This window comes from Chloroflexus sp. (assembly GCF_034432675.1).
In the GTDB taxonomy this organism is placed as follows: domain Bacteria; phylum Chloroflexota; class Chloroflexia; order Chloroflexales; family Chloroflexaceae; genus Chloroflexus.
Genome location: NZ_DAOUBI010000130.1, coordinates 1 through 14,123, shown reverse-complemented (window position 1 = coordinate 14,123; position 14,123 = coordinate 1). Strand labels below are relative to the sequence as shown.

Below are 14,123 nucleotides of genomic sequence, written 5' to 3'. Positions count from 1 at the left end.
GATCGCCAGTGCAACTGTTGCCGGCCCCAGCAGAAAGTGAACGAATTGCGCCCCGTCAAAATAGGTTGCGTAGGGGGTGTTGGTCAGTAGCAGGATACTTACTATCGTTACAATTGACAACAAAACTGGATTCAACAACGGGGATGAACCGAGGCGCCGACCGATCACTGTCATCAGGCGATAGACGGCAATCGTTGCCGTTAGCCAAAGCAAAGGGGTTTGCGCCAGGTAGACCCAGATAGAAAAGATACGTTCATCCATGACGGTCTAATCCTTTCGATTACGCAGGAGGCGAATGGTCAAACCGGTTACTACTAGCGTTACCATCGTTGAGACAACAATCGCTGCTAGCAGTGGCGCCCCCTCTCGACTGAGTAATGGTAGATGGACGATCACGCCTACACCGGCAGGGACAAACAGTAGCGGCAGATGGGCCAGGACGTTATGAGCAGTTGTTTCAAGCGGTGCTGGCATCTTGCCTTGCCAGCGTAATACGGTGAATAAGAGGAGCATACCGACAACTGGACCGGGAACCGGTAAATTAAGCGTGCGACTCACGATTTCGCCGATAAGCTGGCAAAGCAACAGTCCCAAAATGGCATCGACCACGACGGATACCTCCCTTCTACGACAACAATCGCAAACCCTGACCACTTCGTTTGCGATCCCCACTATAATAGAAGGCAGAGGACGCATCCATACTGGCGTCCAGGAGGAGTTATGACAAAACCGATTGTGGCCATTGTTGGCCGCCCAAACGTTGGTAAATCGACATTTTTCAACCGCTTAATTGGCGAGCGGCGCGCGATTGTCGAGGACCTGCCCGGCACGACGCGCGACCGTCTCTATGGTGATACCTTTTGGAATGGGCGCGAGTTCACCGTCGTCGATACGGCAGGTGTTCTCTTCGGTGGTGAAGATCCGAACCTGCCCGAAGCCGAGATTGCTCGTCGTACCCGTGCTCAGGCTGAACACGCGATTGCTGAGGCGGATGCAATCATCTTTATCGTTGACGGTCGTGACGGTCTGACTGCCGCTGATGCCGATGTGGCCGATGTGCTACGCACCACGGCGAAACCGGTTGTCCTGGCCGTCAACAAGTGTGACGGTCAGGAACGCATGCTTGATGCGGTTGAGTTTTATGCGCTCAATCTTGGCGAACCGATCCCGATGAGCGCATTTCATGGCCTGGGAACGGGGGATGTACTTGACCGCTTGACCGAGTATCTACCACCAAAGACCTTTGCGCAAGAGGAAGAGCGCTATCTACGGATTGCCATTGTCGGTCGGCCAAATGTAGGCAAGTCTTCGCTACTGAACCGTCTGCTCGGTCAAGAGCGCAGCGTGGTAAGCCCGATTCCGGGCACTACGCGCGATCCTATCGATACAACCATAACCTATCACGGTGAACCGATTACGCTGATCGATACTGCCGGTATTCGGCGGGCCGGAAAGATCGAACGTGGTATTGAGAAATATAGTGTGCTGCGTACATTACGGGCAATTGAACGATGCGACGTAGCGCTGCTGCTGATTGATGCGACTGAGGGTGTAACAGCCCAGGACACCCACATTGCCGGTATGGTTGTTGAGGCCAAGAAAGGCTTGATCTTGGTCGTCAATAAGTGGGACGCCATTGAGAAAGACTCGCATACCTACTACGCATTCCAGGATCAGGTTCGCGAGGCATTTAAGTTTGTCGATTATGCACCGATTGTTTTTGTGTCGGCATTGACCGGCCAGCGCGTCTCGCACCTGCTCGACTATGCGCGCGAAGTGTATGTCCAGCGGCAGAAGCGAGTGCCAACCAGCGAGTTGAACAACTTCTTGCGGGAAGTGATGTTGCAACAGCCACCGATGGCTGTCAAGAAGGGAGCACATCTGCGCCTATACTATGCAGTGCAACCACAAACCGAGCCGCCGGTTTTTCTGTTTTTTGCCAACGATGGTGAGTTAGTCCACTGGTCGTATGCTCGCTACCTCGAAAATCGTTTGCGCGAACGTTATGGTTTTCAGGGCACGCCAATCGTGATCGTGTTCCGTTCGCGTGAACGAAAAGAGGAACGTTGAACGTTGTTTCTACAGGTTTGTCTCCGCTCATGATTATTGCTTAACGTCTATTGCAAAGCAGCATGTTGTTGATCGTTGCAGGTCAACACGGCTGCCTTTCTTATTACAGGAGAATTGCGACAATGCATATTACCGACATCTGGCCGGGTCTACCATATCCGCTTGGTGCGACGTGGGACGGTGAAGGGGTGAACTTTGCTATCTTCTCAGCCCATGCTACGCACGTCGAGTTGTGTCTGTTTGATAGTCCAGAGGCGCCTCGTGAAGCGGTACGTATTGCCTTGCCAGAACGCACGGATGATGTCTGGCACGGCTACATTCCCGGTTTGCGACCTGGTCAGCTCTACGGTTATCGCGTCCACGGCCCGTATCTGCCACAACAGGGGCATCGCTTTAATCGACATAAGCTGTTGATCGATCCTTACGCCCGTGCTCTCTGCGGCGAATTAACCTGGGATAAAGCAAACTATGGCTACCGCGTTGATAGTCCATACGGTGATCTGACCATCGGTAAGCGGGATAGTGCACCGTATATCCCACGTTCAGTGGTTATCGATCCCACCTTCGATTGGGGCGATGATCGCCATCCCAATATTCCTTTGGCCGACTCGGTTATCTACGAGTTGCATGTCAAAGGCTTCACCAGGCTTCACCCAGAAGTACCAGAAAACCTGCGCGGGACCTACGCCGGTCTGGCATCGCCGGCAGTCATTGACTATCTCAAGCAATTAGGGGTGACAGCGGTTGAACTCTTGCCGGTCCATGCCTTCATTACCGATCAGTTCCTGGCTGATCGTGGTCTGACCAACTATTGGGGGTATCAGCCGATCAACTATTTCAGCCCGGAGCCGCGCTATGCCAGTCAGTCCGATCCGCAGGCACAGGTGAATGAGTTCAAGGCAATGGTTAAGGCACTCCACGCCGCCGGGATTGAAGTCATTATCGATGTGGTCTACAACCATACCGGTGAGGGTAATCACCTGGGGCCGACGCTGAGCTTTCGCGGGATTGACAACGTGGCCTATTATCGCCTCGTTCCCGATCAACCGCGTTACTACCTTGACGATACCGGTACCGGCAATAGCCTTGACCTGAACCATCCACGCACGCTTCAGTTAGTGCTCGACTCATTGCGTTACTGGGTCACTGAGATGCATGTTGATGGGTTCCGGTTTGATCTGGCCCGTACCCTTGCCCGTGGCCCGGCCGGTTCTGACCTGCCCAGCCCCTTCTTCACTGCTGTTCGCCAGGACCCGGTTATCTCGCGGGTGAAACTGATCGCCGAACCGTGGGATGTCGGTTTTGATGGCTATTGGGTAGGGCGCTTTCCGGCGCCCTGGGCAGAATGGAATGGCCGTTACCGCGATACCGTGCGCTGTTTCTGGAAGGGTGATCCCGGTCAGGCCGCCGATTTTGCCTCGCGTTTTATGGGATCGATGGATCTCTACCATCACAATGGCCGTCGTCCATATCATTCCATCAATTTCGTAACGGCGCATGATGGCTTCACCTTGCGCGATCTGGTGTCGTACAACGAAAAGCATAATGAAGCCAACGGTGAAGATAATCGTGATGGCGATAACCACAACAACTCGTGGAATTGTGGGGTAGAGGGGCCAACCGACGACCCCGACATTCGGGCGTTGCGACTGCGACAAATGATGAACTTTATCGCTACGCTCTTTCTGTCACAGGGCACACCAATGTTACTGGCCGGTGATGAGCGTGGGCGTACCCAACAAGGAAATAACAACGCATATTGTCAGGACAACCCGATCTCGTGGGTTGACTGGGAACCTGACTCAGAAGCCGGGGTGTTACTTGCGTTTACTCGACGCCTGATCGGCTTTCGTCGTGAACATCCGGTATTGCGCCGCCGCCGCTTCTTCGTTGGCCACCTCGGTAACGCCGAATACGATGTTGAGTGGCTCAGTCCTGATGGTCAGGAGGTTAGTCAAGAGTTGTGGCAACATCCTGAATTGCGTTGCATTGGCGTCTTACTCAATGGTGCCGTTATCGATGATCGCAACGAACGCGGCGAATCGATGCGTGATGATGTGTTACTGGTATTGATCAATGCTGGCGATGAGCCGGTACCATTCATTCTGCCCGACTGGCCGGACGATGCAAGCTGGCATGTAGTTATCGATACGGCCCGGCCTGACCTTACCACACCGCTACCGGTAACCGATCAAATGTATCAAATTCAACCGCGGGCACTGGCAGTCTTGATCGAAAAGGTGTCTGTTGCACCGCCGATACAGCTCGAGCCGGCAGCGAAATAGCTAATTTGCTTCCTGGTAGCACTTCCGTAAGACCAATTCATATACTAAAATACATAGTATCCACACTGTGTGCGGCAGGCACACTGCCGCACTTTCCTGGGGTGATGGTGGTTGTGGTGCGGCCACGCCGGCAGGTGGAGATACGTTTTTTGCAATCCTGTGCCGGCAACATTCGACCTCCTGACTTCCTCAGGTAATGTGTGATGTCGCACTGATACGCTATTGATGTTATCAGATAAGCGATGGTGCAAGCGCAACCGGTAGCTACCGTCTATACGAGAAATCATGCCACGGAGCCTCAAGTGATCGAACCTTCTCTTCGCCCTCTGAAACAACAGCTTGATGTTTCTGATCAACCGGCAGCCCTAAAGGCAGAAGTGGCTCGTTTGCAGTTACAGAATCACTTCCTGCGCACGGTGGTCAACGAAATGACCAGCGGTGTGATTGTGGCTGATGCGCAACCCGATTACCCTATCACCTTCGTCAACCGGGCTTTCTGCACTATCACTGGCTATGCTCCAGAAGAGGTGCTTGGTCGTCATTGTCTCTTCTTGCAGGGGCCAGGTACTGATCAGGTTGCCGTGACCCGGGTTCGTGAAGCCATCGCTGCCGCTCGTCCTGTTCACGAACGTCTGCTCAATTACCGTAAAGATGGTCACCCTTTCTGGAATCAGATCGCGATCAGTCCGGTTCGCGATGACCAGGGGCGGGTGACGGCTTTCATCGGCTTGCAAACAGACGTGACGACACAGGTGCTGGTTGAGCAAGCGCTGGCTGAGCGTGAACAGTTGTTACGTGCAGTGAGTAAGATGGCCCAGATTGGGGGATGGGAGTTTGATCTGGTCACGCAACGCATGGTCTGGTCGGAAGAGATGTTTGCAATCCATGAGTTACCGATAGGCGATTCTCCGGCACCAGACGTGGCTTTATGGTTTTATCCCCCAGAAGTGCATCATCTCGTGCGTGAAGCCTTTGAACGCTGCCTCGCAACCGGTGCCGAATGGGATATTGAATTGCCGTTTCGTACCGCCCGTGGTCAGTCCCGTTGGGTACGCTCTACTGGTCAGCCGGTCTGGGAAGATGGTCAGATCCGTAAACTACGGGGTACGTTTCAAGATATTACTCGCAGCAAAGAGAACGAACTGGCACTGCGAGCAAGTGAGCAGCGGTATCGCATGCTGGCTGATATGTTGCCGGGCACTGTCGTGTTCATGTTCGATACCGGTCTGCGGCTGACTCTGGTTGCCGGGGCCGATCTCAAGCGGCTTGGCATCGATGCAGCTCGATTTGAAGGTCAGTGTCTGACCGATCTCTTCGATGAACCTCATCGCTCGACATTACTACCGCTCTGTTATCAGGCTCTTCTTGGCCAATCATCACGCATTGACTACACGTTCCGTGGGGAAATCTTCGACACGTCGATTATGCCGATTGAACGTGCTTCTGGTCAGATAAGCGGTGGTTTGATTGTGGGCCGTAATATCACGGCAGAGCGGCAGATTACCGCCGATCTTTTGCGGGCGAAAGAGGCTGCGGAACGGACTGAACGAGCACAAGCGGCGTTTTTGTCGGCAATCAGCCATGAAATGCGCACCCCGCTCAATGCGGTGATCGCCAGCGCTGAGCTATTGCTAACCGATACCTTAACCCCGTCGCAGCGCTCGTTGATTGAAACGATACGGATTGGTGGTGAAGCGCTGCTGGCGCTGGTGAATAACGTGCTCGATCTCTCGAATATCGAAGCGGGCCGGGTGGAAATTGCTGCCGAACCAACCGATGTGCGCGTTATTGTGCATGCAGTGCTTGCTCTGTTTAGGCGAGAAGCCGATCAGAAAGGTCTCCTGATCGAAGCAGTGATTGATCCACACCTGCCGGCACTCATTGTCAGCGATCCGGCTCGCTTGCGCCAGATGTTGATGAATCTGGTGAGTAATGCGATCAAGTTCACCGACCGCGGTGGTGTCCTGATCACGGCAGGTGTGGGGGGAAAGACTACTGATCATCCCCAGCTAGAAATTGCGGTTCGAGATACCGGTACCGGTATTGTGGCTCAACAGCGTAACTGCCTGTTTCAGCCCTTATCTCACATTGATGATGATCAAACTCGGCAAAATGACTCCGGCTTAGGGCTGGCAATTAGTGCTCAGTTGGCACGTCTGATGGGTGGTAACTTAACGGTTGCCAGTCAGCCGGGTCAGGGATCAACGTTCGTGGTAACGTTGCCGCTTCAACCGGTGGAGTACTCGCCGCCGGTGAGCGCAGGACAGTCGGTAGCAAGCGGACAATCGGCAGTCCTGCGGGTGTTGGTTGCCGAAGATAACGAAATTAATCAGCAGGTGGTGCTTCGTCTCCTTCAGGCGCTGGGGCATCAGGTTACGATGGTGGCGAACGGCGTTGAGGCCGTGCAGAAAGTGCAGCAACAATCATTCGATGTCATCTTAATGGACATCCAGATGCCAGAGATGGATGGGGAAGAGGCTACGCGCCGGATGCGGGCATTGGGCAACCAGATTCAGCAACCGCGTATTATTGCCCTGACGGCGTATGCGTTAGCCGATGTACGCGAACGTTGCCTGGCAGCCGGGATGGATGGTTTTCTTACTAAACCGGTACGTCTGCAAGATTTACGCAATGCGTTGTCTACGACCCCTATGCCATCCCAACCGTCAACTGTCAATACCTGGCAGAGTGATCCCGTCATCGACTGGACGGTATTTGGTGAACTATTGACAGCTCTCGGTGATCAACAACCTGAGATCGTAACCAAAACCCTGGCGCTCATTCAACACGAATTTCAACAGCAACTAGACCAACTACGTGTTTCGATAGGGTGTGGTGATGTTGAACAGGTGCAGCGATTGGCCCATCGGCTTAAAGGCAGTGCGCGGCAAATCGGAGCAGTACAGGTAGCACACGTGGCAAAAGCTCTCGAACATGCAGCAACGGCACGGATGCAGCTCGAACCGCTTTTTGATGCTCTGCAATACGCGGTTACCGAGACGCTCAGACTATTTGCGGAGAGCCAGAGCCGACACGAAAATCACCGTTGACAGTTATCGGCCACTGTGTTACCGTAGAATCATTCTAGTCAGCAATCTACTGACAGTGAAGTCAACTGCATACCGTCAGGAGGAGTACGCGATGGCGAAGAAAATCCTCTTTCTCGTTGGCGACTATGTCGAAGATTATGAGGTGATGGTACCATTCCAGGCCCTGGCCGCACTTGGTTATCAGGTTCACGCGGTTTGTCCGGGGAAGAAGGCGGGAGAATTCGTGCGGACGGCAGTACACGATTTTGAGGGCGATCAGACCTACAGTGAAAAGCGTGGTCACAACTTTACCCTGAATTACTCCTTCGATGAAGTCAATGAGCACGAATACGATGCGCTGGTTATTCCCGGTGGTCGTGCGCCAGAGTACATCCGGCTCAACCCGCGCGTGCTTGAGATTGCACGACACTTCTTCACGGCCAATAAGCCAGTAGCCGCAATTTGTCATGGGCTTCAGGTGTTGGCTGCTGCCGGTGTACTCAACGGTCGCCGCTGCACGGCTTACGCAGCCGTAGGACCTGATCTCCCCTTGATCGGGGCGGAGTATCACGAATTACCTGCCGATCAGGCAATTACTGACGGCAACCTGGTCACGGCACCGGCCTGGCCGGCTCACCCGGCATGGCTGGCTCAGTTCCTCAAGGTGCTCGGTGCGAAGATCGAGATTGAACCACAGACGGAGGCAGTGCCGACATAACATCCACAGCGTGCGCTAACTGTTATGGTGAGTAGCACAGGCATCAGCCTGTGCTACTTCGTCAATGGGAACTCTAGGGGGGATGACTTCGTCTAACGAAAGACGTACTAGTTTGTCTTGCCAGCGGCGGTTGTTGCCGGTACAATGCCAGTATGATCATCCATCGCGAGATTGCCTATGCCGTATGTCTCTTTTATCTACCCTGAAGCGCTCTGGTTGTTACTGATACCGGCTGGGATGGTGGTGCTTGCGCTGCTGTCCCCTCGTCGGTTGTCACCAGTTCGATTCTGGGGTAGTCTTGCCGTGCGTACTACCATTGCGGTAGTGCTGGTTTTTGCCTTTGCCGGTATTCAATTTGTGCGACCGGTGGATCGGCTAACGACCGTCTTTCTCCTCGACGGTAGTGACTCGATGCCGGCCTCGACCCGTGCCCAGGCAGAGGCATTCATTCGCGATGCGTTGCTAGCGATGCCCGCCGATGATCAGGCGGCAATCATCGTGTTTGGCGATAATGCGCTGGTTGAACGTGCACCTGAAAGTGATTCCCGCTTAGGGCGAATTACGTCTATCCCAATCGCCAATCGCACCAATATCGAGGCCGCTATTCAGCTCGGCCTGGCACTGTTTCCCGCCGATACGCAAAAGCGACTGGTGCTCCTCTCGGACGGCGGTGAGAACAGTGGGCGGGCGATTGATGCCGCCCGGTTGGCCGCCAGCCGCGGTATCCCAATCGATATTGTTAATCTCACATTGGTTGATGCTGATGCTGAAGCGTTGATTGCCAGTGTTGAAGCGCCGAATAACGTGCGCGATGGGCAAGAAGCGCTGATTGTAGCGAATGTAGAGAGCAATGTCGCACAGTCGGCAGTTGTGCGTCTGATCGATGACCTGGGAGTCATTGAGGAACGCAACCTTGAATTAACGCCGGGAACGACGCGGGTCGAGTTTCTGGTACCGGTTGAAGGGAGTGGCTTTCGGCGCTACCGAGTGCAGGTTGAGGCTGCCCGTGATGGCCGCGTGCAAAATAATGAAGCTGCCACTCTGATCCGTGTGCAGGGGCCACCACGTATTCTGCTCGTTGCGCAAACTGCTGCCGATGCCCGCCCCTTGATGACGGCACTTACCGCTACCGGCATTATCGCCGAACTGGTATCACCCGAAGCTGCACCTCGCACACTGGCCGATCTCAGTACCTACGATGCGCTGGTGCTGGTGAATACGCCGGCACGGATGTTACCGGTTGGTCTAATGCAGGCGATTCCTGGTTATGTGCGCGATCTGGGTCGTGGCTTGTTAATGATTGGTGGCGAAGATAGCTTTGGTGTCGGTGGATATGGTCGTACTGCGGTTGAAGAGGCGTTGCCGGTGTACATGGACGTGCGTAACCGTGAGTTGCGTCCTGATCTGGCGATTGTCTTTGTGATTGATAAGTCAGGTTCAATGGACGCCTGCCACTGTGCCGATCCTGATCGTGGTGCTCCGATTACATCTTCTTCCGAACGCAAGATCGATATTGCTAAAGATGCTGTTGTGCAGGCTGCTGCCTTGCTTGGCCCACAAGATACGGTTGGTGTCGTGACGTTCGATGGTGCAGCATTTCCAACTTTTCCCGCCACACGCGGGGCTACGGTCGAACAGGTGATGGATGCAGTCAGTGCTGTTGAACCGCGTGGGCCAACCAACGTTCGTGCCGGTTTGCTTCGTGCCGAAGAGATGTTGCAGCAGATCGATTCCCGGATCAAACACATGGTCTTGCTTACCGATGGGTGGGGAAGTGGTGGTGATCAGCTTGATCTGGCAGCACGTTTGCGCGAACAAGGCATTACCTTGACTGTGGTAGCTGCCGGGAGTGGCTCGGCAGCCTATCTGAAACAACTGGCTGCCGAAGGTGGTGGTCGGTATTATCCGGCTGCGGATATGGCCGAGGTACCACAAATCTTCGTTCAGGAAACTATTACTGCGATTGGGAATTATATCGTTGAACAGCCATTTGTGCCGGTACGGTATAGCAATAGTCCGATCCTGGCCGGTATCAATGCCACTCCCCCGTTGTATGGCTACAATGGCAGCACGTTGAAAGATACTGCGCAGTTACTACTGGCTACTGAAGATCAACAACCAATCCTGGCGACCTGGCAATTTGGCCTGGGGCGCAGTGCAGCCTGGTTGAGTGACACCAAGGGGAAGTGGGCACGTGACTGGATCACGTGGGAAGGCTTTCCACGTTTTGCTGCTCAACTGGTTGGTGATTTGACGCCACGTGGTGGGCAGAATGTCAATACGGAAGTCTCTGTTGTTGGTGGCGAGACGGTGATTCGGCTGGTCACAGCCACGGCCCATAATGACTTAACCGTTGTTGCTACCCTGATCGGTGGTGATGGCTCGCGGCGTGAAGTGCCGCTTATGCAGGTGGCTCCGAATCAATATCAGGCGCGATTGGAAAGCCCTGCTCCGGGAACCTACCTGGTGCAGATTGCCGGCACCAGCGCTGATCGCGTGGTGGTGCAAGAGACTGCCGGTATGGTTGTCCCCTATTCGTCGGAATATCGTAGTGCGCAAGCCAATCCTGGTTTGTTAGCGGAGCTGGCCACTACGACCAATGGTCGGTTGTTGAATGAACCGGCAGATGTCTTCGACCGTTTGAACCACGTCTTTTCGGCGCAGGAGGTGGCGTTGCCACTGCTCTGGCTGGCCCTGATGTTGTTACCGATTGACATTGCCTTGCGGCGGTTGATGTTGCGGCGGAGTGATTTCGGCGCCCTGGGTTCGCTTGTCAGCCGATTGCGACCGGCAGGCGCGACGCCGGTCGCGCCTGACCCGGTGCTCAGCCGGTTACGGGCCGCCCGTGATCAGGTTCGCCAACAGATAGCTGGTGAGCGGATTCAGGTACCACCAACCGAAACAGCATCATCTGAACCGCAACCACCACCTGCACCACCACCGACTGACGATGCGTTGAGCAGGTTACGTGCTGCCAAGGAGCGAGCACGCAGGCAAATTACCGGTGAGGGAGACAGCTAAGTAATGGGTACGGTTGCTCATGAACCATCCACTGATACCTTTCAGTCCTGGCTTGGTCGCCTGCTGCTGGCACTCGTTATCGGTTGTCTGGTTGGTATTCTCGCCTATCTGGCAGCACGTGCGATAGGATCGGTCTGGCTCTTGCTGAACCAGCAAGAGCTTATCAATGCTACCCGCCAGGCTTTACAGCAAGGGGTGATGGGGTTGGCCGACACCAATCTGCGTGCGCTTCGCCTGGCCGCCGAAGCGCAGCAGTATCACATTTCTGAGGTAAGTACCTGGTTTGGCTTCGGGACAGGACTCATTGCGGCGATAATTGCCTTCATGCGCCTGGAAAGTCAGCAGGGGTAGAGGCGGGTCACTGGCGAACTCAGCAGAAGCGGGAACGCACCGGTTCAGCCCAGTGTTCCCGCTTTCACTTTCCAGGTATCAAGCTCTACCGGTGAATGACGTTATCTGTCATCTACTCATCTCACTCTCGCGCTGCCAGAGCGTTGTCGGCAATTCCAGCACAAACGATGATGGCTGATCGGCATCGGCGCAGACCAGCAAAGCACGCATGGCTCGCGAACAGCCGACGTAAAACAGCCGCCGCTCCTGGGCAATTATTGCGTCGCGCTCTTCCGCCGGTAGATGATCGTAGTTGTGCGGCAGATGATCCTGCGCTAATCGCATCACCGCCACAAACGGAAACTCCAATCCCTTTGCTGAGTGGATCGTCAATACTTTGACAACCGGCTTTCGCAAGTCGATCTGCCGCTTTTCCATAAATTCCGCCGACATCCCAAGTTGTTGCAACTGGTCGCAGATTTGCTGGGCCACTTGTTTGCTATGGCAAAGCACTGCACCGGCGTGCGCGGGCAGTCGCCAGCGGCGAGCGGCAGCAATGAAGAAGCTACGGATCGCCTGGGCTTCTTCTGCAACACTACGACAAAAACGTACTACCGGCAGTGAGCCGTGATGAACGGCGCTTACTTCCTGATCACTGTCAGTCGTGCCCAAAATGGATGTACAGGCAGCGGCAATCTCGGCTGTATTGCGATAGTTGCGCCGCAAAACAAAGCTGCGACCACGAACATTCAACTCGCTATCGATCTGTTGCCACGAAAAACCACGTTGATAGAGCGACTGACCGGCGTCGGCAGTCAGGTACACCGCACGGGGAGACTCAACACAGGCCAGCAGGTAACGCAATGCTACCGGTGACAGGTCTTGCGCTTCGTCGATAACAATAGCGCGATACGGTCGCTGGGATTGCCGTAATGCCAGTTCGAGAGCACGCTGGCGAAGTTGCCCCCAGGTCGTCAATTGCTGGTGCTGGAGTATGCGCTTCCAGGTCTCGTACACTGCCCAGATCGCTTCCCGAATTGGGGGTCGTAACGGAAGCTTACGGCCTGTCCTTGGTCTGGTCAGGTATTCATCACGACTCTGCAAGCCCCAATGCTCAATCACACTGGTAAATTCATCGAGCAGATAGGCTTCACCAAGGGTCTGTAACACCTCACGCCGTCGCAGTCGTTCGTGCTCGTTTGCTGCCGGTAGGATCGCGGTGTGCAGTGCCTTGCGCAACACCTGGTTCATCTGTTCTTCAGTGGCAATCCGTGGTGTGCCGTAGGTGGCGGCATACTGACGAAACATTAGCGCATCGACAGTATTGACTTCTACCCCTTTACTGGTCAGATCACCTTCAAGCAGACGCTCCAGTAATTGTTCCGAATAGGCGGTTAATGTGTTGGTGAAGGTTGTAAATAAGACTGGAGTCATGCCTTGCTGAACAAGGCGTTGCACGCGGTAGAGGGCAACGATTGATTTGCCGGTTCCCGGCCCGCCCCGTACCAGAACCGGACTTTCGAGGGATGCTGTGACCAGCCGTTGCTGTTCAGGGTCAAGAACCAGCAGAAAATCGGTTAGTTCACCGGCAACAAACCGGTCGAGATCGTCTGCTTCAGCGATCAGGAATTGCGGTTGTTGCAAAATCTCGTCAACGCTCCGTGGATACAAAATATCGAGCAGCCGGTCAATAACCTGTGGCGGTACCTGAGCATTGATTAAATCGTCTTCGGTTTGTATCTGTATGAGTGTGTCCCAGTACTGCTCTGGGATCAACCAGCGCCGTAAATTGTCGGTAGTCAACTGGTATGGCAGTGGTTGCGATGGACTACCTGTAATGGTTTCATCAGGCGAGAGCTGTCGGGTGGGAGATGGTGTTGGTTCAGGCTCCGCAGTGAGCGGTTCGCTCGCTGAAGCTATTGCAACAGCCTCAGAGAGAGCGACATCGGGCAGATCAACGTGACCAAAATCGCGCTGATACGTCTGATCATCGCGTTTACGGATAGCAACCAGCTTGACCCATCCCGCACCAAATGTATAAATCAGGCGGTAGTCGCCAATTCTAATTCGATAAAGTGGAGGTTCACGATTCTTGAGCTTTTTGGCATCACCCTGGGCTGAAACAGGATCATGCTCAAGGATTTTGACCTTCTGGGTGACCAGTTTCTGAATTTTGCCCGGTAACCCAAGAAGTTCGTTGAAAAAGGTTGGTGGTGTAATAAGCTGATATTTGGTCATCGAACGATCCTGATGGTTGGACAAAGAGATTACTCTTAGAAACAAGCCTGATCTGAAAACTGTTCTTATGATAGCATCTCGAATGAGACCTGCAAAGGAATTTTTATGAAAAAAGATCAGGAACCGCACGATACGCTCATTGTACGGTTCCTGATGTTGATGTCTGAGTTGTGATCAGACGGTTTTAATCATCATCGTCGTCGTCATCGTCGCCATCGTCGTCATCGTCGCCATCGTCGTCATCGGGTGTCGGCGATGGCGGTGGCGGCGGCGGTGGCGGCGCGACCGTCGGTGACGGTGGCGGCGGCGCAACCGTCGGTGGCGGTGGCGGCGGCGCGACCGTCGGTGTCGGCGATGGTGGCGGCGGTGGTGGCGGCGCGACCGTCGGTGACGGTGGCGGCGGCGCAACCGTCGGTGGCGGTGGTGGCGGCG

10 protein-coding genes are annotated in these 14,123 nt (G+C 54.5%); 6 read left to right on the top strand and 4 right to left on the bottom strand.

Annotated features, from left to right (window positions below; translation table 11 throughout):
- Together VAE55_RS09620 and VAE55_RS09615 are read right to left on the bottom strand one after the other, a co-directional pair.
- Positions 1 to 261: LrgB family protein (locus tag VAE55_RS09620; protein ID WP_322815570.1), on the bottom strand; the 261-nt coding region annotated here is incomplete at its 3' end.
- A gap of 6 nt (positions 262 to 267) precedes the next feature.
- Positions 268 to 609, bottom strand: a complete 342-nt coding sequence (locus VAE55_RS09615) for a CidA/LrgA family protein (protein ID WP_322815569.1) — start codon at positions 607 to 609, stop codon at positions 268 to 270.
- A 111-nt stretch (positions 610 to 720) separates the two neighbouring features.
- Here VAE55_RS09615 and der point away from each other — a divergent pair, with 111 nt between their 5' ends.
- From der to VAE55_RS09585, 6 genes are all read left to right on the top strand, one after another.
- Complete coding sequence (gene der, locus VAE55_RS09610) at positions 721 to 2,070, top strand: ribosome biogenesis GTPase Der (RefSeq protein WP_322815568.1); 1,350 nt, start codon at positions 721 to 723, stop codon at positions 2,068 to 2,070.
- A gap of 122 nt (positions 2,071 to 2,192) precedes the next feature.
- Positions 2,193 to 4,355, top strand: coding sequence for a glycogen debranching protein GlgX (gene glgX, locus VAE55_RS09605; protein WP_322815567.1), 2,163 nt, complete (start codon positions 2,193 to 2,195; stop codon positions 4,353 to 4,355).
- 302 nt (positions 4,356 to 4,657) lie between these two features.
- Complete coding sequence (locus VAE55_RS09600) at positions 4,658 to 7,405, top strand: PAS domain-containing protein (RefSeq protein WP_322815566.1); 2,748 nt, start codon at positions 4,658 to 4,660, stop codon at positions 7,403 to 7,405.
- Between the two features lie 91 nt (positions 7,406 to 7,496).
- Entirely contained in the window at positions 7,497 to 8,102 is a 606-nt protein-coding gene (locus VAE55_RS09595) for a DJ-1/PfpI family protein (protein WP_322815565.1), read from the top strand.
- A 177-nt stretch (positions 8,103 to 8,279) separates the two neighbouring features.
- Entirely contained in the window at positions 8,280 to 11,123 is a 2,844-nt protein-coding gene (locus tag VAE55_RS09590; protein ID WP_322815564.1) for a VWA domain-containing protein, read from the top strand.
- Positions 11,124 to 11,126: 3 nt separating this feature from the next.
- Positions 11,127 to 11,474 (top strand): hypothetical protein, encoded by a 348-nt coding sequence (locus VAE55_RS09585; protein WP_322815563.1) that lies wholly within the window; start codon positions 11,127 to 11,129, stop codon positions 11,472 to 11,474.
- A gap of 108 nt (positions 11,475 to 11,582) precedes the next feature.
- On the opposite strand, the gene VAE55_RS09580 is transcribed toward VAE55_RS09585, so the two are convergent.
- Both VAE55_RS09580 and VAE55_RS09575 read right to left on the bottom strand, forming a co-directional pair.
- A complete protein-coding gene (locus tag VAE55_RS09580) occupies positions 11,583 to 13,691 on the bottom strand; it encodes a 3'-5' exonuclease (protein WP_322815562.1) in 2,109 nt (702 codons plus the stop codon).
- A gap of 184 nt (positions 13,692 to 13,875) precedes the next feature.
- Positions 13,876 to 14,123: hypothetical protein (locus VAE55_RS09575; RefSeq protein ID WP_322815561.1), on the bottom strand; the 248-nt coding region annotated here is incomplete at its 5' end.

Coding starts and splice junctions, on each gene's coding strand:
- VAE55_RS09590 (WP_322815564.1), top strand. CDS start 8,280: ATGCCGTATGTCTCTTTTATCTACCCTGAAGCGCTCTGGTTGTTACTG.
- glgX (WP_322815567.1), top strand. CDS start 2,193: ATGCATATTACCGACATCTGGCCGGGTCTACCATATCCGCTTGGTGCG.
- VAE55_RS09580 (WP_322815562.1), bottom strand. CDS start 13,691: ATGACCAAATATCAGCTTATTACACCACCAACCTTTTTCAACGAACTT.
- VAE55_RS09585 (WP_322815563.1), top strand. CDS start 11,127: ATGGGTACGGTTGCTCATGAACCATCCACTGATACCTTTCAGTCCTGG.
- VAE55_RS09595 (WP_322815565.1), top strand. CDS start 7,497: ATGGCGAAGAAAATCCTCTTTCTCGTTGGCGACTATGTCGAAGATTAT.
- der (WP_322815568.1), top strand. CDS start 721: ATGACAAAACCGATTGTGGCCATTGTTGGCCGCCCAAACGTTGGTAAA.